Below are 23,579 nucleotides of genomic sequence, written 5' to 3'. Positions count from 1 at the left end.
CTCCGTTTTTATGGTAGCGTAACCATTTCATTATGCCACGATGTTAATAAACAATTCCAATACGGAGACAAACAATATGAAAATATCCCGACGCAGCTTCATGGCCGCCATGGCCGCCGGTGCGGCATCGACCCACGCAACCTCGTTGCTGGCCGCCGACATGCCGGAATCCCTGAAGGTCCTGGGCAAGCGCAAGGGCCTCAATGTGGGCAATGCGATCGGCGGCCGATACTTCAGCGATCCCGCCTACAAGGCCTTGATGGCGCGCGAATGCAATATGCTGGTGGCAGAGAACGAAGGCAAGTGGCAGGCGTTGGAGCCGCGCCAGGGCCAGTACAACTTCGGCCCGGCCGACGCGATGTATGCGTGGGCCAAGGAGCAGGGCATGCTGGTGCGCGGTCATAACCTGATCTGGCAGGAAGCCAAGTGGTTGCCGAAGTGGGTGAATGAATTCGACTTCGGCGCACAGCCGTCGAAGGCGGCGGAAGCGCTGCTGCGCAAGCATATTGTCACGGTGTGTTCGCACTTCGGCGACGCGATTCATAGCTACGATGTGGTGAACGAGGCGGTCGATCCGAAGACCGGCGGCTTGCGCGCCAACGTCTTCACCGAGCGCATGGGGGCGTTGGAGCAGATCGATCTGTCGTTCCGCTTGGCCAAGGAGCACGCGCCGAAGGCGCAGCTGGTGTACAACGACTACATGCGCGGCGACGAGGGCAGCGAAAAGCATCGCGAGGGCGTGCTGAAGCTGCTGCATGATCTGAAATCGCGCGGGACGCCGGTGCATGCGCTGGGTTTGCAGAGCCATATCGGTTCGTGGGATGACGTCAGCAACGGTTCGAAAGGGCAGCGCGAGTGGCGCAAGTTCCTCGACGAGGTGACCGGCATGGGGTTGGATCTGCTGATTACGGAGTTCGACGTGAACGACCGCAAGCTGCCGGCCGATGTGGCGACGCGCGACGCCGGCGTGGCGGCGCTGGCCAAGGATTATCTGGATGTGACGCTCAGCTACAAGCAGTGCAAGGACTTTTTGATGTGGGGCATGGCGGACCACACCAGCTGGCTGCAGGAGTGGAAGGAAGCGCCGCGCACGGATGGGCAGAAGATGCGGCCTACGCCGTTTGATGACCAGCTGCGCGCGAAGCCGTTGCGGGATGCGATTGCGGCGGCGATCAAGGCGGCGCCGGCGCGGGGCTGACCCCGCATCACCACTTAGGTTGCAGGTTAGCGACGAGGACTTTCAGGCGGCCCGAGATAACTCGGCTTTTGCCCCCCGGCGTTCACCGTCAGCTTTTGCAGCACCAACCCGGAATCCACTACCCAGAATTTCAGGGTGTGGGGGCCGGGTTTGTCGATCTGGTGCCGGGAGCTCAACACCGTCGCCCCATCCGACACCGTCCGCTCCCACGCCTTTTCACTTGCATCCGCGTGCACGTTGATGATTTGTGGCGCCTCGTTGTCAAACGACACCGCATAACGCAATCCTGCCCCCGGCTGGAACTTCTGCGTCGGCGCCAGCGTCGCCTGCACCTCAACGCTGCCGGCGCTGAACAACTGCATCTCATACTCCAGCCGCATCGCCGGCGCCTGGTCTGCCGGCGCATCCACCGGCTGCACCGTCATGCCCGACAAGGTGCGCCCATGGTCCGGCACCTTCAACCACGTACGCTGACCCGCCGCCACCGCGCGCGTATAGTGCTCCGCTTCCATCGCCACCACGCCGCCGGTCTCGATAAAGCCCTTCATCGCCGCCGCACCAACAGGCTTGCGCAAGGGGACTTTCACCGTCGTCTTGCCGCCTGCGCCGCTGATGGTCAGCGTCGCGCTGCTCACACCATCCGGCACCTCGGCCCAGCGTGCATTCACCGCCACGCGCTGGTCGCGTGTGACTTTGCCGGACGGCTTGTCCAGCGTGATCCACGGCTCGCTGGCCGTTACCTTGTACTCGAACGGCGCCTGGCCGCGATTGAAGATCTCGACAAAGCGCGCCTGCTGCTCAAACACATCCAGCGCCGGCAGCGACAAGCCGTCACCGGCCGGTCCAGGCCAGACGTTCTCATTGCCTTCCACCGCCACACCCATGTCGGCCGCCTTCGGCACCTGCACCTCCGTCACCGGCGGCATCACATTGCGCGGCGGCTGGTTCCAGTAGGTATAGCCCAGGTGCGTTTGCGACATCATATGATTCCACTTGCCGCCGCTGACATCCTGGTGATAGCGGCGCACCAGCTCCGCATCCTCCGCGAACAGCGCGCGTGTCCGCGCCGCCAGGTCATTGGTGGCCGCGCGTCCCTGCAAGCCATACAAGCGGTTCATGCCAGCCGTGACATACAACTCGTTCACCACCGCACTGGCCTTCACCGGATACAGCACCAGCTGATAGAACGCATCGCGCTTGGCCGACGGCAGCGCCGCCGAGATTTTCTCAGCCCTTGCCGCGATCGACTTGTACTCGCCGACGATGCGCTCGGCCTCGTTGTAGTTCACCAGGCTGTAGGTATTCGGCTCCAGCTGTTCCGGCTTGCGGCGGCCGTTGTACTTGGCGTACTTGGCTACGATGTCGGCGATATCGTCCGCATGCTCAGGCCCGAACTCGCGCGTGGCCCACAGCTTCAGGTAATCCGGCAGCCGCTCCGCCGGCCATGCAGCCGGGTTCCATGCATAGGTGAGGAAGAATTCGATCGGCACTTCCATCGGCTTCAGGTCGCCGACGTTCACGATCCACATGCGGTTGGCCTGGTATTGCCATGCCAGATGCATCTGCTCCCACACCTTGGGCAGCGGTGTCACGTTGATCCACTTGTACGAACGCGGACCGCCGACATAGTCGAAGTGATAGTAGACGCCCGCGCCGCCGGCGCGCTTGCGCTCATCCTGCGTCGGCAGGCGGCGGATATTGCCCCAGTTGTCGTCGCACCACAGCAGCATCACGTCGTCCGGCACGCGCATGCCTTTTTCGTAGTAGTCCTGCACTTCCTTGTACAAGGCCCATACCTGCGGCACCTTGGTCACGTCCGGATCGATCTCCTTGGCGATGATGCTGCGCTGGTCGGTGACGATGCGCTCCAGCAGTGAGACGTTCGAATCGCGCGACATCGGCTCGTCGCCATCGCCGCGCATGCCCAGGGTGATCAGCTTTTCCTGTCCCTTGGTGACGCGCAGGCCCTGCGTCCAGAACTCGCGCAGGGCTTCGCCGCTGCGGTTGTAGTCCCAGTGCTGGCCGGCGCCGTAGCGGCGCCACTCGTCGTGCGCCCGCATCATCGGCTCGTGGTGCGAGGTGCCGATGACGACGCCGTAGTCGTCGGCGGTCTTGCCGTTCAACTTGTCGTCGTCGTAGAACGCTTCGCCCCACATGGCCGGCCACAGGTAGTTGCCGCGCATGCGCAGGATTAGTTCAAACACCTTGGAATAGAACTTGTGATTGAAGTCGCCGTAGTGCTGCTTGACCCAGCCGGTCAGCGCCGGCGCTTCGTCATTCAGGAAGATGCCGCGGTACTGCACTACCGGCGCATCGCTCACCGCAGCGCCGGCCGCCGCGTAAATGCTGGCGTGCTTCGCCGCCGGTACGTCCGCCCACCAGTTCCACGGCGAGACGCCGATCTGCTCGGACATCTCGTAGATGCCGTAGATGGTGCCACGCTTGTCGCTGCCGGCGATCACCAGTGCGCGCTCCACGCCCGGCAGCGGCTTGTTCAACGTTTGCACCTGCCAGCCTTCCCACTTGCCTTTGATGGCCGACACATCGAGCTTGCCGGCCGCGATCAGCTGGTCGATCAAGGCGCTTTTGCCGATGGTGCCGATGATGACCACGTCCGCGCCGGCCGGCTTGCCGTCCGTGGACAGCAACGGCTTGGCGGCGCTGACGCGGGCGATGTCCGCTTGCAGGTCACCGGCCGCGCGCACTACGCCCACGTGGTCGGCGCCGTCCACATACAGCCTGGCGGCCTTGCCGTTGTTTGCCAGCGTCACAGCGCCGGCGGGAGGCTGGTCGAACCAGGCCAGTTTTTTCTGGCCCAGCGCGTGCGCGGGGAGGGCGTGCGCTAGCAGGGCCGCTAGCAGGGCCCCGGTTGCCAGGAGTCGTTGTCTCATATCGTTTTATTTTTCCAGTGGCTGGTAGTCGAACCATGCGAAATCTGCGGCAGGCATGGCTTGCTGCCGGGCGCCTTCGGCATACATGCCGATGAAGACGCCGGTAAATCCGCCCGCCGATTCGGATGACAGCGGTGCGGTGGGTACGGTGCCGATCATCTTGAGGGGCGCGTTGGCACCGCTGGCGCTGTAGCTGAATTCATAGCGGTCGGCCCACGATTCGACCTGCAGCTGCACCGGGCCGTTCCCCGGCGGTAGCGCCGCCGTGGCTTGCAGCGAGGTGACGCCCCCCGCGCGCGCCAGCAGTTCAAGGCGTCGCTGCGGCGTGCCGGTGATGCGCAGTTCGTAGTAGTTGTTTTCGTTCTGGCGCAGCACCAGGCCGGCGGCGTGCGTGGCGGCCGATGGCTGGAACTCCACTTCCGTCGATGCGCGCATGCGCATGTGCTCCTGGCGGCGGGCGATGAAAGCCGGCTGCGCGATGTCGTTCATGGTGACGCTGCTGCCTTTCAGGCGCAGGTAGCCGGGACGTTCGCCCAACGACCACAGGCCATCGCCGGGGCCGCGCAGCTGCGTCCATTGCAGGCCAAGCTTGGGTTGACTGAAATCGTAGCGTACCGGTTCGGTGGGCCACGGCGCGAATGGCGGCAGGCCTTCGGCGGACATTTCGGTCGCCAGCGGTTTGCCCTTGTTCACGGTGAGCCAGCCCTCGCTATTCCACTCGACGGGCGTCAGCAGCGTTTCGCGACCGAGGTGATGGCGGTTGGCGATCGGGCGTATGCCCAGCAGCGGCATCCACCATTTGCCTTCCGGCGTTTGTACCAGGTCGCCGTGGCCGGTGGCCTGCAACGGCAGGTCCGGGTGGTCGCGATGCGTCAGGATCGGATTGGCGGGATTGGCCGTGTATGGACCGCCCGGTGTGGTGGAACGCGCCATCGTCAAACTGTGGTTGTAGGAGGTGCCGCCTTCGGAGATCAGCAGGTAGTACAGGCCGTCCTGCTTATATAAATGCGGACCTTCCGGCCACACGCCGCCGGTGCCGGACCAGATCAGGCGCGGTTGCTCCAGCAGCTTGCCGGCCTTGATGTCGATTTCCGCCTGATAGACGCCGCCGCGTTCACCGCCGCCGTGGCGCGTGTAATAAACCTTGCCGTCGTCGTCGAAGAACAGCGACGGGTCCATGCCCCAGGTTTTATCGTTGAGCCACACGGGTTCCGACCATTCGCCGGCCGGGTCCTTGGTGTGGACGTAGAAGGCGCCGCCGCCCTCCATATTGGTGGTGACCATGTAGAACACGCCGTCGTGGCAGCGCAGGGTGGGGGCGTAGATGCCTTGCGAGCTGCGGGTGTTCGTCAGCTTCAACTGGCTGGCGCGCGTGAGCGCGTGGCCTATCTGGCGCCAGTGGACCAGGTCCTTGCTGTGGTAGATCGGTACGCCGGGGAAGTACTCGAAGCTGCTGGTGGCGAGGTAGTAGTCGCCGCCCACGCGGCACACGCTCGGGTCGGCGTGGAAGCCGCTCAGCACTGGATTGGTGTAGGTCGCGGCGGCGGTCGGCTTGGATGCCGGCGCGGCGGACGCCGGCAGGAATGTCGCCGCCAGCAGCGCGGAGAGCATGGACGATACGGCGCGCGCGCCCATCATTTGGCGGCTCCGCATTGTTTGCGCAGCGCGGCCAGCGGCACGGCGTCGGCCAGGGCGCGGTAGCCTGCCGCCGATGGATGCAGATGGTCGCCGGAGTCGTATTCCGCCTTCATGCGGTCGGCCTTGGCCGGATCGCGCAGCGCCGCGTCGAAATCGGCCACCGCGTCGAACACGCCGGAATTGCGTATCCACTGGTTAAGCTCCTGGCGGTCCGCCTCGTTCTCGGGTTCCGGATGATAGTAGTCGCTGCCCACATATGGCGTCAGCGTGGCGCCGATCAGGCACACGCCATGCGCGCGGGCGCGCTCGGCCAGCTGGCGGTGCGCCAGCTTCAGGTCGGCCAGCATCTGCTGGCGGTCGGCCGGCGTTTCCGGCGTGTTGCGGTGCTGGCCGCCCAGGTCATTCACGCCGATCATCACCAGCGCGTGGGTGACGCCGGCGCGCGACAGCACTTCACGGTCGAAGCGCGCCGCCACGTTCGGCCCCAGGCCGTCGCGCAGCATGCGGCCGCCGCCGATGCCGGCGTTGACCACGCCCAGCGACTGCTTCGCGCCGCGCAGGCGCGCGGCCAGCATGTCCGGCCAGCGGGTATTGGTGTCGGCCTGAACGCCGTAACCGTCGGTGATCGAATCGCCCACCGCCACCAGCGCGCCGGTGCTGCGCGGGGCGCGCACCTCGACGTCGCTCAGCGCATACCAGCGCGTGACCGTGGTGGCGTCGTCCCATTCCGCTTCGCCCACGCGGTTGCCTTTGGCGAGGAAAGTGGTGGCGCGGGCGCCGGGATGGCCGGTCTGGCGTGCCGGCGCTTCGCTGAAATACAACGATATGGCCAGATCGGCGGCCGGTTTCAGCTCCATCTCCACCACATCGCTATAGTATTCCGCGCCGGCCGGAATCATGACCGTGGCGCGGCCGTCGAAGGTCAGTGGGCGCAGGGTAGGGGCGGCGATGCCGGCTTTGCCGGGCGTTTGCGCCAGCGCCACGCTGGCCGCCTGCAGCATCAATGGTGCAGTGCCGTATGCGTTGCTGACGCGGACCCGGAACTGCTTGCCGCCCAGAGTGAGATGGACGACCTGGCGGAGGCTGCCGTCGCGCCAGTTTTCGGCCGGAAGTTCGTTCGCCGGCTCCGGAATTTGCTGCGCTGCACCCCAGCTGGCCACCCAGTGTGAAGGTGGTTCCGCAGCCGTCGCGTTCATCATAAAGGCCGTCAGGACGGCACCGAAACAGCTGGGGATAAACTGCTGTAAAGCGTGTTGACTTGGTCGCATAATTCCTTCACACTCATAAAATGTTAGCGCTATTCATTTTAGGGTAAAGAGATGGTACATGCAACAAAAACGCCGGAGGCTGGCAGTCCGGTGATAACGGAGATGCGAGTAGTACCAGTGGCGGGTCACGATAGCATGCTGCTCAATCTTTGCGGCGCCCATTCGCCATACTTCACCCGGAATGTAGTACTGTTAAAAGATAGCGCCGGCCACACCGGCATGGGCGAGGTTCCCGGCGGCGCAGGCATCCTGCGCGCGCTGCAAAACGCCGTGCCGCTGGTGGTGGGTACGCAGGTCGGCCGCTATAACCGCACTCTGAACGCCATCCGCGCCTCCATCAGCGGTTTGCATCAGGTGACCGACGACGCCGAAGCGGAAGTGCTGAAGCAACCGCATGAAATCAATCTGCGCCTTGAGAACGTGGTCACCGCCGTCGAAGCGGCCTTGCTTGACCTGCTGGGGCAACACCTGAATGTCCCCGTTTGCGAACTGCTCGGCGCCGGCCAGCAGCGCGACAGCGTGCCGATGCTGGCCTACCTGTTTTACATCGGCGACCGTCGCCGCACCGACCTGCCATACCTGAGCGGCGAGGGCGCCGCCGACTGGTACGCGCGCCGCAACCAGGAGGCCATCACGCCGGCCGCCATCGTTGAACTGGCCGAAGCCACCGTCGCCAAATACGGCTTCCGCGACTTCAAGCTGAAAGGCGGCGTGATGCGCGGCGCCGAAGAGATGGAAGCCATCGCCGCCATCAAGGCCCGCTTTCCCGATTCACGCGTGACGCTGGACCCGAACGGCGCCTGGTCGCTGCGCGAAGCGGTGGACCTGTGCCGTGGCCAGGGCCACCTCATGGCCTACGCCGAAGACCCGTGCGGTGCGGAGGACGGCTACTCGGGCCGCGAAATCATGGCCGAGTTCCGCCGCGCCACCGGCATCCCCACCGCCACCAACATGATCGCCACCGACTGGCGCCAGATGGCGCATTCGCATTTGCTGGGCGCCGTCGATATTCCGCTGGCCGATCCGCATTTCTGGACCATGCAGGGTTCGGTGCGGCTGGCGCAGTTGTGCGACGATTGGGGCCTGACCTGGGGTTCGCACTCCAACAATCACTTCGACGTGTCGCTGGCGATGTTTACCCACGCCGCCGCCGCCGCGCCGGGCAGGATCACCGCCATCGACACCCACTGGATCTGGCAGGAAGGCCAGGAACGCCTGACGCGCGAGCCGCTGCAAATCATCGGCGGCGAGGTCAAGGTGCCACAAGCACCGGGCCTGGGCATAGAACCGGACATGGACCGCATCGAAGCGGCCCATGAACTGTACAAGAAGGTAGCCACCACGGCGCGCGACGACGCGATGGCGATGCGGTATTTGGTACCCGGCTGGACGTATTCCCCTAACAAACCGAGCCTCGGGCGTTGATAACCACTGAAATTGAAAATCGAGACAAAGGACATCCCATGAAAAACAATCTGAAACACGCGCCGGTATCGGCCCACCTGCCGGTCGACCTGCCGGACGCACTGCTGGTAGGCCGCGTATGGCGCGCCGACGTCAACGGCCCAAGTGTGGTCGTGGTGCGCAACGGCGAAGTATTCGACATCACCGCAGTAGCGCCGACCATGTCGGACCTGTTGGACCGCGACGACCTGGTAGCGTTCGCCCACTCGGCGCAAGGCGAATCGCTGGGCCGCGCCGAGGCGCTGGTGGAAACGGCGCTGGGCAACGGCGGCCCGCACGCCGACGCGGCGGTGCGTCTGCTGGCGCCGTGCGACGTGCAAGCCATCAAGGCCTGCGGCGTGACCTTCGCCGTCAGCCTGCTGGAACGCGTGATCGAAGAGCAGGCCGGCGGCAACCCGGCCAAGGCCGACGAACTGCGCGCCTCGCTGCTGAAGGACATCGGCGCCGACCTGTCGGCCATCAAGCCAGGTTCGCCGGAAGCGGAAAAGCTGAAGCAGGAATTCATCGCGCGCGGCGCCTGGTCGCAGTACATGGAAGTGGGCATCGGCCCTTACGCCGAAGTGTTCTCGAAGTCGCAGCCGATGTCGGCGGTCGGCTTCGGCGCCGACGTCGGCCTGAATTCCGCTTCGAAATGGAACAACCCTGAACCGGAAATCGTGCTGGCTGTGAACAGCCGCGCACAGACCGTCGGCGCCACCCTGGGCAACGACGTCAACCTGCGCGACATCGAAGGCCGCAGCGCGCTGCTGCTGGGTAAAGCCAAGGACAACAACGCCTCCTGCGGCATCGGCCCGTTCATCCGCCTGTTCGACGAGCGCTTCACCATCGACACCGTGCGCAACGCTGAACTGCGCCTGGCGATCGAAGGCGCCGAAGACGGCTTCCGCCTGGACGGCGAAAGCCGCATGCGCCAGATCAGCCGCGATCCGCTGGACCTGGTGTCGCAAACCAGCGGCCCGCACCACCAGTATCCGGACGGCTTCATGCTCTTCCTCGGCACCATGTTCTCGCCGATCAAGGACCGTGGCGCACCGGGCGCCGGCTTCACCCACAAGCTGGGCGACCGCGTCAGCATCAGCAGCCCGTCGCTCGGCATGCTGGTCAACCACGTCTACCTGAGCGAAGAAGTCGCACCGTGGACGTTCGGCGTGCGCGCGCTGTACCGCAATCTGGCCCAACGCGGCCTGCTCAACTAAAAACAAAACGCAAACATAACTGCATCTCTGGAGAGAATAAATGGTTCAACCCCTGGTCTACGCTACCTACCCGGACCTCGCTGGCAAGCGGGTCCTGATTACTGGCGGCGGAACCGGCATCGGCGCCGGCATCGTGGACGCATTCGTCAAACAAGGCGCGCAAGTCTTCTTCGTCGATATCGCCGTCGAAGCCTCGCGCGAGCTGGCCGACAGCATGAAGGACGCCAAAATCCCGCCGGTCTTCTTCCCCTGCGACCTGACCGACCTGGACGCCTTGTCCAACGTGTTCGCGCAGATCGAAAAAGATCACGGCGCGATTGAAGTCCTGATCAACAACGCCGCCAACGACAACCGTCACCAGATCGAAGACGTCACCGGCAAGTATTGGGACGACAGCCTGGCGGTCAACCTGCGCCACCAGTTCTTCTGCGCGCAGGCCGTGGCGCCGGGCATGAAGAAGGCCGGCAGCGGCGTGATCCTGAATTTCGGTTCGATCTCGTGGCACCTGGCGCTGCCGGACCTGACCCTGTACATGACCGCCAAGGCGGCCATCGAAGGCCTGACCCGTGGCCTGGCGCGCGACCTGGGCCGGGACGGCATCCGCGTCAACTGCGTGATTCCGGGTTCGGTGCGCACCGCGCGCCAGATGGCGCTTTGGCACACGCCGGAAGGCGAGCAGGAAATCCTCAACGCGCAGTGCTTGCACGAGCGCGTGGAGCCGGAAGACATCGCCGCCATGGCGTTGTTCCTGTCCTCGGACAATGCACGACGCTGCTCCGGCCGCGATTACTTCGTAGACGCCGGATGGTATGGTGCATGAACCTCTACCAGCCTGAGTGCATCTGGCCGCTGGGCGCGACCCTCGGTGAAGGCCCGGTATGGCATCCTGAAGACAAGATGCTGTACTTCGTCGACATCAAGCAGCGCGCCATCCACCGCTGCGCGGAAGACGGCGGCCGCCGCCAGAGCTGGACGCTGGCGTCCGAAGTGGGCTTCGCCTTGCCGATCCACGGCGGCGACTTCGTGTGCGGCCTGCCGGGCCGCATCGAGCGCTTCTCGTTCGAGACCGGTGCGCTGAGCGCCATCCAGGAACTGGAAGCCGAGCTTCCGGGCAATCGCCTCAACGACGGCTATGTGGACCGCCACGGCGCGCTGTGGTTCGGTTCCATGGACAACGCCGAAGTGGCGCCCAGCGGCTCGCTGTTCCGCCTCGGCGCAGGCCAGGGCCTGCAGCACAAGGACGGCGGCTACGTCATCACCAACGGTCCGTGCGTAAGCCCGGACGGCCGCACCTTCTACCACACGGACACGCTGGAGAAGACCATCTACGCCTTCGACCTGGATGAACAGGGCGCGCTGTCCAACAAGCGCGTGTTCGTCAAGATCGCCGGCGCCGGCTACCCGGACGGCACGGCGGTGGACGCCGACGGCGCGCTGTGGGTCGGCCTGTTCGCCGGTGCCCGCATCGAGCGTTATGCGGCATCGGGGGAACTGCTGGACACAATCCCCATGCCGTGTTCGAATGTCACCAAGGTCGCCTTCGGGGGCGAGGATCTGCGCACCGTGTTTGTGACCACGGCCCGCAAGGGACTGACGGACGAAGAATTGAGCCGGGAACCGCTGGCGGGAGGCGTATTCAGCTTCCGCGTCGCCTCGCCGGGACAACTGCAGCATTCGTATTTACCAGAATATTTATCAGAATAGGCATCTCCATGAGCACCCAATCGCGTCGCTACCGTTCGCAGGACTGGTTTGATAATCCGGACCACATCGATATGACCGCGCTCTATCTCGAGCGCTTCATGAACTACGGGATCACGCCGGAGGAACTGCGTTCCGGCCGCCCGATCATCGGCATTGCACAAAGCGGCAGCGACATCAGCCCGTGCAACCGCATCCACCTGGAGCTGGCCAAGCGCGTGCGCGACGGTATCCGCGACGCCGGCGGCATCGCGATGGAATTCCCGCTGCACCCGATCTTCGAGAACTGCCGCCGCCCGACCGCCGCCATTGACCGCAACCTGGCCTATATGGGCCTGGTCGAGATCCTGCACGGCTACCCGATCGACGCCGTGGTGCTGACCACCGGCTGCGACAAGACCACGCCGTCGCAACTGATGGCTGCGGCCACGGTCGATATTCCCGCCATCGTGCTGTCCGGCGGTCCAATGCTGGACGGCTGGTTCGAAGGTGAGCTGGCCGGTTCCGGCGCCGCCATCTGGAAGGGCCGCCGCCAACTGGCCGCCGGCAAGATCGACAACGAGAAGTTCCTGCAGATCGCCGCCGCTTCGGCGCCGTCGGCCGGGCATTGCAACACCATGGGCACCGCATCGACCATGAACGCCATCGCCGAAGCGCTGGGCATGTCGCTGACCGGCTGCTCGGCGATTCCCGCGCCGTACCGCGAACGCGGCCAGATGGCCTATGAAACCGGCAAGCGCATCGTCGAGATGGCGAAGCTGGACATCCGTCCTTCGGCCATCCTGAACCGCGACGCCTTCCTGGACGCCATCGTGGTCAACGCAGCCATCGGCGGTTCCACCAACGCCCAGCAGCACATCGTCGCCATGGCGCGTCACGCCGGCGTCGAGCTGAAATCGAGCGACTGGATGGAATACGGCCACAAGGTGCCGCTGCTGCTGAACATGCAGCCGTCCGGTAAATTCCTGGGCGAGCGCTTCCACCGCGCCGGCGGCGTGCCGTCCGTGATGTGGGAACTGGAACAGCAGGGCAAGCTGCGCTCCAAGCGCCTCACCGTCACCGGCAAGACCATGGCGGAAAACCTGCAGGGCCGCGAGACCAACGACCGCGAAGTGATCTTCCCGTTCAATGCACCACTGAAGGAAGACGCGGGCTTCTTCGTCCTGAAGGGCAACCTGTTCGACTTCGCCATCATGAAGACCAGCGTGATTTCGCCGGAATTCCGCGCGCGCTACCTGAGCAAGCCGGGCGCCGAGAACGTGTTCGAGTCGCGCGCCATCGTCTTCGACGGTTCGGGCGACTACCACGACCGCATTAACGACCCGTCGCTGAACATCGACGAAGACTGCATGCTGGTGATACGCGGCGCCGGTCCGATCGGCTGGCCTGGTTCGGCGGAAGTCGTCAACATGCAACCGCCTGATGCGCTGATCAAGCGCGGTGTCAACTGGCTGCCGACGCTGGGCGACGGCCGCCAGTCCGGCACCTCGGACAGCCCGTCGATCTTGAACGCCTCGCCGGAAAGCGCGGTAGGCGGCGGCCTGGCCTACATCCGCACCGGCGACACCGTGCGCGTGGACCTGAACGAAGGCAGCTGCAATATGCTGATCAGCGACGAGGAACTGGCCAAGCGCAAGGGCGAAGGCATTCCGGCTATTCCGGCCAGCCAGACGCCATGGCAGGAGCTGTACCGCTCCACCGTGGGCCAGATGGAGACCGGCGCCTGCATGGAACTGGCGCTTGAATACAAGGAAGTGGGCCAGACTCTGGCACGCCACAACCACTAAGATTCCCCCTACGGAGACACAAAAAAATGAAGAAGATTGTAGTGAGCGCCGTGTTGGGCGCCATGATGGCCTTGGGCGCCGGCAGCGCCATGGCCGACGCCAAAAACCCGAAGATCGGTTTTTCGATCGACGACCTGCGCCTGGAACGCTGGGCGCGCGACCGTGAGTACTTCACCGCCGAAGCCGAAAAGCTGGGTGCCAAGGTGTTCGTGCAATCGGCCGACGCCAGCGAGCAGCGCCAGATTTCGCAGATCGAGAACCTGATCTCGCGCGGCGTGGACGTGCTGGTCATCGTGCCTTACAACGCCACGGTGCTGAACAACGCCATCCGTGAAGCCAAGAAGGCCAAGATCAAGGTGGTGTCCTACGACCGCCTGATCCTGAACGCCGACATCGACGCCTACATCTCCTTCGACAACGCCAAAGTCGGCGAACTGCAGGCCGGCAGCCTGGTCGCCATCAAACCAAAGGGTAACTACTACCTGCTGGGCGGCGCGCCGACCGACAACAACGCCAAGGTCCTGCGTGAAGGCCAGATGAAAGTCTTGCAGCCGCTGATCGACAAAGGCGACATTAAGGTCGTCGGCAAGCAGTGGACCAAGGACTGGAGCGCCTCCGAAGCGTTGTCCATCGTGGAAAACGCGCTGACCGCCAACGGCAACAAGATCGACGCCGTGGTCGCATCCAACGACGCCACCGCCGGCGGCGCGATCCAGGCGTTGGCCGCCCAGAAGCTAGCAGGCAAAGTGCCGGTCTCCGGCCAGGACGCCGACCTGGCGGCCGTCAAGCGCGTCATCGCCGGCACCCAGGCCATGACCGTCTACAAGCCGCTCAAGCTGATCGCCACCGAAGCCGCACGCCTGTCGATCAAGTTGGTACGCAACGAAGCGCCGGCCTACAACGCCAGCTATCCGAATGGGACGAAGAACGTCAGCACGCTGCTGCTGGCGCCGATCGCCCTGACCAAGGCGAACGTGAACGTACTGTCTGACGACGGCTTCTACACCAAGGCCCAACTGACCGCCAACTAAGGGATTCAGGATGGCCGAATATCTTCTGGAAATGCGCAACATCGTCAAGGAATTTGGCGGTGTGCGCGCTTTGAACGGCATCGACATCAAGCTCAAGGCCGGCGAATGCGCCGGCCTTTGTGGCGAGAACGGCGCCGGTAAATCGACTTTGATGAAAGTGCTGTCCGCCGTGTACCCGCACGGCACCTGGGACGGCGAGATTATCTGGGACGGCAAGCCTTTGCAGGCGCAGTCCATCCGCGAAACCGAAGCGGCCGGCATCGTCATCATCCACCAGGAACTGATGCTGGTGCCGGAGCTGTCGGTGGCGGAGAATATCTTCCTCGGCAACGAGATCACGCTGCCGGGCGGCCGCATGGACTATGCGGCCATGAACCGTCGCGCCGAGCAGCTGCTGAAAGAATTGAACATCAACGACGTCAACGTGGTGCTGCCGGTGAAGCAGTACGGCGGCGGCCACCAGCAGCTGATCGAGATCGCCAAGGCGCTCAACAAGAACGCGCGCCTGCTGATCCTGGACGAGCCTTCGTCCTCGCTGACGGCGTCGGAAATCAAGGTGCTGCTGGCGATTATCCATTCGCTGAAAGCCAAGGGCGTCACCTGCGTCTACATCTCGCACAAGCTGGATGAAGTGGCGGACATCTGCGACACCATCGTCACCATCCGTGACGGCCAGCATATCGCCACCACGCCGATGTCGGAGATGAATATCGACCGCATCATCGCGCAGATGGTCGGCCGCGAAATGACGCAGCTGTACCCGCAGCGCGAACATACGCCGGGCGAGGTGATTTTCGAAGCGCGCAACGTCACCTGCTTCGACCCCGATAATCCGGAGCGCAAGCGCGTCGACGATATCTCCTTCACGCTGCGCAAGGGCGAAATCCTCGGCATCGCCGGCCTGGTGGGAGCTGGGCGCACCGAACTGGTGTCGGCCATCTTCGGCGCCTATCCGGGCGAGAGCCAGGCGGAAGTCTGGCTGAACGGCCGCAAGCTCGATACCAGCACACCGGTCAAAGCGATCCGCAACGGCCTGGCCATGGTGCCGGAAGACCGCAAGCACCACGGCATCGTGCCGGACCTCGGCGTTGGCCACAACATGACGCTGGCGGTGCTGAACGACTTCGTGCGCGCCACCCGCATCGACCAGGATGCCGAACTAGCGACCATCCGCCAGGAGATCAAGAGCGTCAAGCTGAAGACTTCCAGCCCCTTCCTGCCGATCACCGGCCTCTCGGGCGGCAACCAGCAGAAGGCGGTGCTGTCCAAGATGCTGCTGACCAAACCGAAGATCCTGATCCTCGACGAACCGACGCGCGGCGTCGACGTCGGCGCCAAGTTCGAGATCTATCAGCTGATCTTCAACCTGGCCAAGGAAGGCATGTCGATCATCATGGTGTCGTCGGAACTGGCCGAAGTGCTGGGCATTTCGGACCGCGTTCTGGTGATAGGCGAGGGCAAGCTACGCGGCGATTTCGTCAACGATAATCTGAGCCAGGAAACCGTGCTGGCTGCGGCGCTGGACGCGCATTGAACCAGGATTAAAAATGAAAAGTATGAATATCAAGCAGTTGTTCACGCAGTACAAGATGCTGGCGTTGTTGATCGCGGTGGCATTGATCTGGGCCTTTTTCAGCTACCACACCGAGGGTGGCTTCGTCACGCCGCGCAACCTGTCCAACCTGATGCGCCAGATGGCCATCACCGGCATCGTCGCCTGCGGCATGTCGCTGGTGATCATCGCCGGCGAGATCGACCTCTCAGTCGGCTCGCTGCTTGGCCTGTTGGGCGGCATCGCGGCGGTGCTCGATGTGACACACCATTTGCCGCTGCCTTTGACGCTGATCGTGGTGCTGGTGGTGGGCCTGGTCATTGGCCTGTTCAACGGCTACCTGACCGCCTACCTGGGCATCCCATCGTTCATCGTCGGCCTGGGCGGCATGCTGGCCTATCGCGGCATCGTGCTGGGCGTGACCGGCGGCACCACCATCGCGCCGGTATCGGACGACATGGTCTACATCGGCCAGGCCTACCTGTCGCCGGTGCTGGGCATCGCGCTGGGCTTACTGTTGTTCGCGGTGGCGATCTACCTGATCTTCGCGCAGCGCCGCAGCCGCGCCGTGCACAAGCTGGACGTGGCGCCGGTATGGCGCGACGCCGCCAAGCTGGCCATGCTGGGCGTGGTGCTGGCGGCTTTCGTCATCACCTTCAACTCCTACGAAGGCATTCCGCTGCCGGTGCTGCTGTTGCTGGCGTTGCTGGGCGTGTTCAGCTACGTCACCACGCAGACCGTGTTCGGCCGCCGCGTGTACTCGGTCGGTTCGAACATGGAGGCCACCCGCCTGTCGGGCATCAACGTCAAGTCGATCAAGCTGTGGATCTTCGGGATCATGGGCCTGATGTGCGCACTGGCCGGCATCGTCAACACCGCGCGCCTGGCGGCCGGTTCGCCATCGGCCGGCACCTCGGGCGAGCTGGATGCGATTGCGGCCTGCTTCATCGGCGGCACCTCGATGCGCGGCGGCTCAGGCACCGTGCACGGCGCGCTGATCGGCGCGCTGGTCATGGCTTCGCTGGACAACGGCATGTCGATGCTGGACGTCGACACGTACTGGCAAATGATCGTCAAGGGCGCGATTTTGACGCTGGCCGTGTGGGTGGACGTCAGCACCCGTGCAGGCAAGCGCTAATACCTATAAAAATCAAGGAGACAATCGCATGACCAATAATCGCAGGCAGTTCCTCACGTCCGTGTCCGGCCTGGCCGGCCTGACCGTGTTGCCATCGTTTGCCGCTACCGCGCAAGCACCTTACAAGGACGCCGCGCTGCCGCTGGAAAAACGCGTCGACGACCTGCTGGGCCGCATGACGCTGGAAGAGAAAATCGCCCAGATGATCTGCACCTGGCAGCAGAAGACCGAGATCCAGGACGCCAAGGGCGAATTCTCTGCCGCCAAGGCGCAGAAGGTCTGGCCGCATGGCTTGGGCATGATCGGCCGCCCGTCCGACCGCCGTGTGGCTGCGGGCGGGGCCGCCGGCGACTCCGGCGAACAGAAAAACCGCAACGCGCTGGAAACCGCCACCTACGTCAACGCCGCGCAGAAGTGGGCGGTCGAGCAGACCCGCCTCGGCATCCCGCTGTTCATGCACGAGGAAGCGCTGCACGGCTATGTCGCACGCGACGCCACCTGCTTCCCGCAGGCGATCGGCATCGCTTCGTCGTTCGATCCGGAGCTGACCACGAAAATCTTCAGCGTCGCGGCGCGCGAGATGCGCGTGCGCGGCGCCAACCTGGCGCTGGCGCCGGTGGTGGATGTGGCGCGCGAACCGCGCTGGGGCCGGATTGAAGAAACCTACGGCGAAGACCCGTACCTGTGCGGCGAAATCGGCAAGGCCGCCATCATCGGCTTCGCCGGCACCGACGCCAAGCTGGCCAAGGACAAGGTCTTCGTCACGCTCAAGCACATGACCGGCCACGGCCAGCCGGAGAACGGCACCAACATCGGCCCGGCGGAAGTGAGCGAGCGCACCCTGCGCGAAGACTTCTTCCCGCCGTTTGAAAAAGCCATCCGCGAAACCAACGTCGGTTGCGTTATGCCGTCGTATAACGAAATCGGCGGCGTGCCGTCGCACGCCAGCCACTGGCTGCTGCACAAGGTGCTGCGCGAAGAGTGGGGCTTCAAGGGCATCACCGTGTCGGACTACTTCGGCATCAATGAACTGATCACGCGCCACAAGCTGGTGGCGACGCCGAAGGAAGCCGCCTACCGCGCCATCAAGGCCGGCGTGGATGTGGAAACCCCGGACGGCCTGGCCTACAAGGAGCTGGGCGCGCTGGTGAAGGAAAAGCGCGTCTCGGAAGCCGAGATCGACGTCGTGGTGCGCCGCATCCTGACCATGAAATTCCAATCCGGCCTGTTCGAGCAACCGTACGTCGACGCCAAGGTGGCCGACAGCCTGACCGCCACGCCGGAAGCCGTCGCGCTGGCGCGGCTGTCCGCGACCCGCACGCCGGTGCTGCTGAAGAACGACAAGGGCGTGCTGCCGCTGGATGGCAAAAAGGTCGGCAAGCTGCTGCTGGTCGGCACCCACGCCAAGGACACGCCGATCGGCGGCTACTCGGACATTCCGCGCCACGTGGTGTCGATCTACGACGGCTTGCAGGCCGAAGCCAAGGCGCAGGGATTCTCGCTGTCGTACTCGGAAGGCGTGCGCATCACCGAAAGCCGCTTGTGGGGCGCCGACGAAATCAAGTTCACGCCACCGGAAGTCAACGCCAAACTGATCGCCGCCGCCGTGGAAGCGGCCAAATCGGCCGACACCATCGTGATGGTCTTGGGCGACAACGAGCAGACCAGCCGCGAAGCGTGGGCCGACACCCACTTGGGCGACCGCGAAACGCTGGACCTGCTGGGCCAGCAGAACGACCTGGCGCGCGCGATTTTCGCGCTCGGCAAGCCGACCGTGGTGTTCCTGCTGAACGGCCGTCCGCTGTCGATCAACCTGCTGGCGGAGAAGGCCGACGCCATCATCGAAGGCTGGTACATGGGCCAGGAAACCGGCTACGCCGCCGCCGACCTGCTGTTTGGCCGCGCCAATCCCGGCGGCAAACTGCCGGTGTCGATCGCGCGCAGCGTGGGCCAGCTGCCGATCTTCTACAACCACAAGCCATCGGCACGCCGTGGCTACATCGACGGTACAACCAAGCCGCTGTATCCGTTCGGCTTCGGCTTGAGCTACACCACCTTTGCGATCTCCGAGCCGCGCCTGGGCAAGGCCAGCATCGGCGTCAGCGAATCGACCAAGGTGGAAGTGGACGTGACCAACACCGGCAAGCGCGCCGGCGACGAAGTGGTGCAGATCTACATCCGCGACGACGTCAGCTCGGTTACCCGTCCGGTGCTGGAACTGAAAGCCTTCAAGCGCGTCACGCTGCAGCCGGGCGAGAAGCGCACCTTGAGCTTCGACATCAAGCCGTCCGACCTGTGGTTCCACAACACCGAGATGCAGCGCGTGGTGGAGCCGGGCAGCTTCACCATCCATGCCGGTCCGGACAGCGTGAACCTGAAGTCGGTCAAGCTGATGGTGAGTTAGCGTCCGCGCGCGCGCCCGTGTTGAGCGGCGCGCTGTTTCAAAAACGCGACGCACGGGCCAACTCCGTTGTGAAACAAACTCCATAGTGTAGGAATTGCAATAGTATCGGAGATACGCACGTATCTCCGTGCCTATTGGGAGTTGGTCATGAGAAAAATAGTGCTTGCCTTAGCCCTTGTCGCTGGGTTCTCCACTGCTGCCTTTGCGCAGGCGCCTGCGGCGCCTGCCGCAGCGCCGGCCGTCACTGCCGTCTGCAAGGACGGGACGCCGTATAGCGGCGCCACGCTGAAGGGGGCATGCCGCGGACATGGCGGCGTCGACAAGAAAGCTGGCGCCGCCGCTCCTGCGCCAGCCGCCGCCCCGGCAACTGCATCCGCACCGGCGAAAGCCGCCCCTGCCGCCGCACCAGCGAAAGCCGCGCCCAAAGCAGCGGCGTCCGGCGGCGGTGCCGGCAAGGTGTGGGTCAATTCATCGACCAAGGTCTATCACTGCGAAGGCGGCCGCTGGTACGGCAAGACCAAGAGCGGGGAGTACATGAGCGAGGCGGATGCCCTAGCCAAGGGCTTCCGCGCAGACCACGGCAAGGCCTGCTCATAGGCACTGACGGGATGGCGGCATTACCTGGCCGGGCAATGCCGCCGCAGTTGTTCATCAACCGGAATCATCCATGAAATCATTTCAGCGCCCCATCGTCTTGTCCTGCCTGTTGCTCGCCGCTTTCAACCTACATGCGGCAACGTTGCTGCCGAAGGCGGTCGTGACCGATCCTGTGCGTGATCGGCAGCATCCGCCGGCCAACCAGCAGTTGCTGATTCCCAGCGCCGGGCAGGGGATGAATGCGCTGATCATGAAAGCCGCAGGCACCGGTCCGAAACCGACGCTGCTGTTGTTGCACGGCCTGCCGGGCAACGAGCAAAATCTCGACCTGGCGCAGGCCGTGCGCCGCGCCGGGTGGAATGTCGTGACCATGCATTATCGCGGTAGTTGGGGATCGCCCGGCAATTTCAGCATCGAAGGCGCGGTGGAGGATGCGGCGGCAGCCATGACCTTCCTGCTGCAGCCTGAAACGGCGGCCAGGTATGGCGTCGATCCGCGCCGCCTGTACATCGGCGGCCATAGCATGGGTGGCATGGCTGCGGCGCTGTACGCCGCCCATCACGCCGACGCCGCAGGACTGGTGCTGATCGATGCATGGAACGCCGGCCTCGATGGGCAGGAGTTGGTCGCCAATCCTGAAATGACGAAAGATTTTGTCGCTGGCCTTGACGATCTGGGCAACAGCCTGGCAGGCACCGATGCCGAGCGTCTTGCCGAAGAAATCAAGCGGCACGCCACCGACTGGAACTTGATTGGCTACGCACCGGCTCTGGCGGAAAAACCCGCGCTGGTGATAGGCGCGGTACGCGGTGGCGGCGAGGCCAATAAAGAGCTGGCCGACGCCATCCGCGCGCAGCGCAAGGGAAAGATCACCAGCCTTGCGATCGATAGCGACCATGCATTCGCCGACCACCGGATTGCCCTGTCGGCGGCGGTGGTCAACTGGCTGCAGCGTCGATAACGGGTAATTCAGCCGGACTACCCGCATTGTGCGCCCTGGTTTGGTTAAATGGTCGATACTGCAATCTTGGTGTTTTGGTTTCTATTTGGCGACGACATGGAGGCACTAATGCATAAAAATACCATCTGCCTGTGGTACGACAGCGAAGCGGAGGCAGCCGCGAACTTCTACGCCAGTGTGTTCCCGGACAGCGCCGTGACCGCCGTCCACCACGCGCCGGCCAACTTCCCCGGCGGGAAAAAGGACCAGGTGCTGACCGTTGAATTCACCGTGCTCGGCATCCCTTGCCTGGGCCTCAACGGCGGCAGCGCCTTCAAGCAAAGCGAAGCCTTTTCATTCCAGATCGCCACCGACGACCAGGCCGAGACCGACCGCTATTGGAACGCCATCATCGGCAACGACGGCACCCCCAGCGCCTGCGGCTGGTGCAAGGATAAATGGGGCCTGTCGTGGCAAATCACCCCGCGCGTGCTGACCGAGGCCATGGCCCAGGGCGGCGCAGTGGCCGAACGCGCCTTCAAGGCGATGATGGAGATGGGGAAGATCGACGTGGCGAAAATCGAGGCCGCCGTACGCGCTGAGGTTTAAGGTGCGCTGTCGAACATACGACTAGCTCGGCCGTTGCTACGATGGCCTCACAAATCCCAACAATGTGAGGTTTATCATGGCAAGCGCAAAACAGGTACTGGTGGTGGACGACAACGTCGAGATGGTGGAATCGCTGTCGGCGCTGCTGCAGTGCCAAGGCTACGAAACCGCCTCGGCCCACAACGGGTATGAAGCCTGCGACTGGGTGCGCGACGGCATGCCGCGCGCGATCATCATGGACCTCGGCATGCCGTGGATGGACGGTTTCGGCGCCGTGCGCGCCATCCGCCGCATGCCCGGCGCGCAAGCGGTGCCGATCATCGCGCTGAGCGGCTCGGCCGACCAGGACTCCGTCAAGAAGGCGGTCGCGGCCGGCTTCACCCAGCACTTCTCCAAGCCGCTCAACTTCGAGCACCTGAATCAGTACCTGAATAACCTGAGCTGAATCAGCGCAGCGTCTCGACCAGCACGCGGCCTTCCGCGCCTGCTGGCGGACGCAGTTGCAGCAGCTTGGCCAGGGTCGGCGCGATGTCGACCACTTCGGCATACTGGCCGTAGGCGCCCGGCTTGATCCAGCGCTTACCCATGATCATCAACGGCACATTGGTGTCGTAGGCATACGGCGAACCGTGCGAGGTGCCGCTGTTGGTGCTGCTGCTGGCGAAGTACCAATATGGTTTGGTCACCACCATCAGATCGCCCGACGACTGGCGATTCCAGGCGCGGCGCATCAGCGTGTTGATGCGCGTGCCTTGCACCGCGCCGCTTTCAAACTGCGTGCGCGTGAAGGTGTCGGCGATGCCGTTCTGCGCCAGCAGGAATCGCGCGGCGGTGTTTTCCAGCGTCTCGCGGCTGACCTTTTGCTGCTCCGCCAGCGCATAGTCCAGATGGATGTTCGGCAGCGATGCCGCCTGCACCAGCTTGGCCACGCCGAACTTCTCCGCCAGATGCGCGTCCAGCGCATCGATCAGCTTTGCGCCATCCAGGCGCTGCGCGTCGTAGTGCTGCGTTTGCGCGAACTCCGGCGTGTTGGCGAAGCCGTGATCGGCGGTCAGCACCACCAGCACATTGTCCATGCCCACGCGCTTGTCCAGATAGGTGAAGAACTCGCCCAGCATGCGGTCCAGCCGCTGCAGGTGGTCGTGCGACAGTTTGCTCTCCGGGCCGAACGCATGGTTGACGTAGTCGTGCGCCGACAGGCTCACGCCCAGCAGGTCCGGCACGCCGGCCGGATTGCGGCCCAGGTTTTCACCTTCAACCGCCGCACGCGCGAAGTCCAGCGTCAGCTGGTCCAGGAACGGACCGACGCGCAGGCTGGCGTAGTAGCCGCTGTCGATCTTGCCGCTTTCGCTGTAGTAGGTGTAGGGCAGGCGGTTGTGCGAGCCAGGCTTGGGCGCGTTCAGTTCTTCCGGCGCATCGGCAGCGTAGGCCGCCGGCGGCAACAGGGTGGCCCAGGTCTTGCCGTAGTAGCGGTCCTGCGGCTTGGTGGCCAGGTATTTGGTGGCCCATTCCGGATGCTGCTTCATGTAGTAGGTGCTGCTGGCGAAGTTGCCGCTTTCGTCCATGTACATATAGGCGGTGCCGGTTTTGCCGGCCAACAGAATCGCGCCGCGATCCTTGCCCGATACGGTGATCACCTTGCTGCGGCTGCCGGTGGCGTAGCGCAGTTCATCGCCCAGCGTGTTGACCTTCAGCTTGGCCGGCGAGGTGCCGTCGCTCGGCTTGGTCTCTTCGCCGATGTAGGTGTAGTTGGTGTCTTCGGTGCAGTACACGGACTTCTTGGTGACCGGGTCGATCCAGTTATTGCCGATCACGCCGTGCACGTACGGATAGGCGCCGGTCAGGATCGCGCTGTGGCCGATGGCGGTAACGGTGACGCCGTGTGCCTGGTGCGCGTTGCTGAAGGACGCGCCCTGGTCGAGCATGCGCCGCAGGCCGCCCTGGTTGCCGTCACCGAACTGGTCGCGGTAACGCTGCACCTGTTCGTTCGGCAGGCCGTCCACCACCAGCACGACGACGAGCTTGGGCATGGTGGAGGCGGTGGTCGCCGCCGGCGCCGCGTAGCAGCTGGACAGGGCGAGGCAGGATGCGGCCAGTACGATGGCGCGCAAGGACATTTTCTTCGTCATAAAGGTCGTCGTCAGGTTGAATGGGATAACACATCA

General features: G+C 64.1%; 18 protein-coding genes. 14 read left to right on the top strand and 4 right to left on the bottom strand.

Annotated features, from left to right (window positions below; translation table 11 throughout):
- The first annotated feature begins 76 nt into the window (after positions 1-76).
- Positions 77-1,198: an endo-1,4-beta-xylanase gene (locus tag ACXZ1M_RS02170; RefSeq protein ID WP_459051596.1), complete on the top strand. Its 1,122-nt coding sequence runs from the start codon at positions 77-79 to the stop codon at positions 1,196-1,198.
- Positions 1,199-1,224: 26 nt separating this feature from the next.
- Here ACXZ1M_RS02170 and ACXZ1M_RS02165 read toward each other — a convergent pair whose 3' ends face one another.
- From ACXZ1M_RS02165 to ACXZ1M_RS02155, 3 genes are read right to left on the bottom strand one after another with little or no spacing between them, the layout of a single operon-like run.
- Positions 1,225-4,089: a glycosyl hydrolase 115 family protein gene (locus ACXZ1M_RS02165; protein ID WP_459051595.1), complete on the bottom strand. Its 2,865-nt coding sequence runs from the start codon at positions 4,087-4,089 to the stop codon at positions 1,225-1,227.
- A 6-nt stretch (positions 4,090-4,095) separates the two neighbouring features.
- Positions 4,096-5,727 (bottom strand): glycoside hydrolase family 43 protein, encoded by a 1,632-nt coding sequence (locus ACXZ1M_RS02160; protein ID WP_459051594.1) that lies wholly within the window; start codon positions 5,725-5,727, stop codon positions 4,096-4,098.
- Positions 5,724-6,926: an SGNH/GDSL hydrolase family protein gene (locus ACXZ1M_RS02155; protein ID WP_459051593.1), complete on the bottom strand. Its 1,203-nt coding sequence runs from the start codon at positions 6,924-6,926 to the stop codon at positions 5,724-5,726. The genes ACXZ1M_RS02160 and ACXZ1M_RS02155 overlap by 4 nt, the downstream gene beginning before the upstream one ends.
- Before the next feature lie 120 nt (positions 6,927-7,046).
- Between ACXZ1M_RS02155 and ACXZ1M_RS02150 the strand changes: the two genes are divergently transcribed.
- The 13 genes from ACXZ1M_RS02150 (at position 7,047) to ACXZ1M_RS02090 (ending at position 21,859) form a co-directional block, all read left to right on the top strand.
- The gene (locus ACXZ1M_RS02150; RefSeq protein ID WP_459051592.1) at positions 7,047-8,420 is read left to right on the top strand and encodes an enolase C-terminal domain-like protein; all 1,374 of its coding nucleotides are present in this window, start codon (positions 7,047-7,049) and stop codon (positions 8,418-8,420) included.
- A gap of 38 nt (positions 8,421-8,458) precedes the next feature.
- Positions 8,459-9,655, top strand: a complete 1,197-nt coding sequence (locus ACXZ1M_RS02145; protein WP_459051591.1) for a fumarylacetoacetate hydrolase family protein — start codon at positions 8,459-8,461, stop codon at positions 9,653-9,655.
- Between the two features lie 52 nt (positions 9,656-9,707).
- A complete protein-coding gene (locus ACXZ1M_RS02140) occupies positions 9,708-10,475 on the top strand; it encodes an SDR family NAD(P)-dependent oxidoreductase (protein ID WP_459053959.1) in 768 nt (255 codons plus the stop codon).
- A complete protein-coding gene (locus tag ACXZ1M_RS02135) occupies positions 10,472-11,359 on the top strand; it encodes an SMP-30/gluconolactonase/LRE family protein (RefSeq protein ID WP_459051590.1) in 888 nt (295 codons plus the stop codon). The genes ACXZ1M_RS02140 and ACXZ1M_RS02135 overlap by 4 nt, the downstream gene beginning before the upstream one ends.
- 8 nt (positions 11,360-11,367) lie before the next feature.
- Positions 11,368-13,143, top strand: coding sequence for an IlvD/Edd family dehydratase (locus tag ACXZ1M_RS02130; RefSeq protein WP_459051589.1), 1,776 nt, complete (start codon positions 11,368-11,370; stop codon positions 13,141-13,143).
- A gap of 26 nt (positions 13,144-13,169) precedes the next feature.
- Complete coding sequence (gene xylF / locus ACXZ1M_RS02125) at positions 13,170-14,174, top strand: D-xylose ABC transporter substrate-binding protein (RefSeq protein WP_459051588.1); 1,005 nt, start codon at positions 13,170-13,172, stop codon at positions 14,172-14,174.
- Positions 14,175-14,184: 10 nt separating this feature from the next.
- The gene (xylG, locus tag ACXZ1M_RS02120) at positions 14,185-15,708 is read left to right on the top strand and encodes a D-xylose ABC transporter ATP-binding protein (RefSeq protein WP_459051587.1); all 1,524 of its coding nucleotides are present in this window, start codon (positions 14,185-14,187) and stop codon (positions 15,706-15,708) included.
- 13 nt (positions 15,709-15,721) lie between these two features.
- A complete protein-coding gene (locus ACXZ1M_RS02115; protein WP_459051586.1) occupies positions 15,722-16,864 on the top strand; it encodes a sugar ABC transporter permease in 1,143 nt (380 codons plus the stop codon).
- Positions 16,865-16,892: 28 nt separating this feature from the next.
- Positions 16,893-19,268 (top strand): glycoside hydrolase family 3 N-terminal domain-containing protein, encoded by a 2,376-nt coding sequence (locus ACXZ1M_RS02110; protein ID WP_459051585.1) that lies wholly within the window; start codon positions 16,893-16,895, stop codon positions 19,266-19,268.
- A 147-nt stretch (positions 19,269-19,415) separates the two neighbouring features.
- Positions 19,416-19,865: a hypothetical protein gene (locus ACXZ1M_RS02105; RefSeq protein WP_459051584.1), complete on the top strand. Its 450-nt coding sequence runs from the start codon at positions 19,416-19,418 to the stop codon at positions 19,863-19,865.
- Positions 19,866-19,935: 70 nt separating this feature from the next.
- Positions 19,936-20,826, top strand: a complete 891-nt coding sequence (locus ACXZ1M_RS02100) for an alpha/beta hydrolase (protein WP_459051583.1) — start codon at positions 19,936-19,938, stop codon at positions 20,824-20,826.
- Positions 20,827-20,934: 108 nt separating this feature from the next.
- Positions 20,935-21,414 (top strand): VOC family protein, encoded by a 480-nt coding sequence (locus ACXZ1M_RS02095; RefSeq protein ID WP_459051582.1) that lies wholly within the window; start codon positions 20,935-20,937, stop codon positions 21,412-21,414.
- A gap of 76 nt (positions 21,415-21,490) precedes the next feature.
- The gene (locus ACXZ1M_RS02090; protein ID WP_459051581.1) at positions 21,491-21,859 is read left to right on the top strand and encodes a response regulator; all 369 of its coding nucleotides are present in this window, start codon (positions 21,491-21,493) and stop codon (positions 21,857-21,859) included.
- A gap of 1 nt (position 21,860) precedes the next feature.
- On the opposite strand, the gene ACXZ1M_RS02085 is transcribed toward ACXZ1M_RS02090, so the two are convergent.
- The gene (locus ACXZ1M_RS02085) at positions 21,861-23,543 is read right to left on the bottom strand and encodes an alkaline phosphatase family protein (protein WP_459051580.1); all 1,683 of its coding nucleotides are present in this window, start codon (positions 23,541-23,543) and stop codon (positions 21,861-21,863) included.
- Positions 23,544-23,579: the final 36 nt, after the last annotated feature.

Source organism: Duganella paludis, assembly GCF_054461335.1.
Note: the sequence above shows the minus strand (reverse complement) of the source record. Positions and strands in the feature narration are given on the sequence as shown.

Coding starts and splice junctions, on each gene's coding strand:
- ACXZ1M_RS02105 (WP_459051584.1), top strand. CDS start 19,416: ATGAGAAAAATAGTGCTTGCCTTAGCCCTTGTCGCTGGGTTCTCCACT.
- ACXZ1M_RS02110 (WP_459051585.1), top strand. CDS start 16,893: ATGACCAATAATCGCAGGCAGTTCCTCACGTCCGTGTCCGGCCTGGCC.
- ACXZ1M_RS02095 (WP_459051582.1), top strand. CDS start 20,935: ATGCATAAAAATACCATCTGCCTGTGGTACGACAGCGAAGCGGAGGCA.
- xylG (WP_459051587.1), top strand. CDS start 14,185: ATGGCCGAATATCTTCTGGAAATGCGCAACATCGTCAAGGAATTTGGC.
- ACXZ1M_RS02165 (WP_459051595.1), bottom strand. CDS start 4,089: ATGAGACAACGACTCCTGGCAACCGGGGCCCTGCTAGCGGCCCTGCTA.
- ACXZ1M_RS02135 (WP_459051590.1), top strand. CDS start 10,472: ATGAACCTCTACCAGCCTGAGTGCATCTGGCCGCTGGGCGCGACCCTC.
- ACXZ1M_RS02160 (WP_459051594.1), bottom strand. CDS start 5,727: ATGATGGGCGCGCGCGCCGTATCGTCCATGCTCTCCGCGCTGCTGGCG.
- ACXZ1M_RS02085 (WP_459051580.1), bottom strand. CDS start 23,543: ATGACGAAGAAAATGTCCTTGCGCGCCATCGTACTGGCCGCATCCTGC.
- ACXZ1M_RS02145 (WP_459051591.1), top strand. CDS start 8,459: ATGAAAAACAATCTGAAACACGCGCCGGTATCGGCCCACCTGCCGGTC.
- ACXZ1M_RS02170 (WP_459051596.1), top strand. CDS start 77: ATGAAAATATCCCGACGCAGCTTCATGGCCGCCATGGCCGCCGGTGCG.
- ACXZ1M_RS02155 (WP_459051593.1), bottom strand. CDS start 6,926: ATGATGAACGCGACGGCTGCGGAACCACCTTCACACTGGGTGGCCAGC.
- xylF (WP_459051588.1), top strand. CDS start 13,170: ATGAAGAAGATTGTAGTGAGCGCCGTGTTGGGCGCCATGATGGCCTTG.
- ACXZ1M_RS02090 (WP_459051581.1), top strand. CDS start 21,491: ATGGCAAGCGCAAAACAGGTACTGGTGGTGGACGACAACGTCGAGATG.
- ACXZ1M_RS02150 (WP_459051592.1), top strand. CDS start 7,047: ATGGTACATGCAACAAAAACGCCGGAGGCTGGCAGTCCGGTGATAACG.
- ACXZ1M_RS02115 (WP_459051586.1), top strand. CDS start 15,722: ATGAAAAGTATGAATATCAAGCAGTTGTTCACGCAGTACAAGATGCTG.
- ACXZ1M_RS02100 (WP_459051583.1), top strand. CDS start 19,936: ATGAAATCATTTCAGCGCCCCATCGTCTTGTCCTGCCTGTTGCTCGCC.
- ACXZ1M_RS02130 (WP_459051589.1), top strand. CDS start 11,368: ATGAGCACCCAATCGCGTCGCTACCGTTCGCAGGACTGGTTTGATAAT.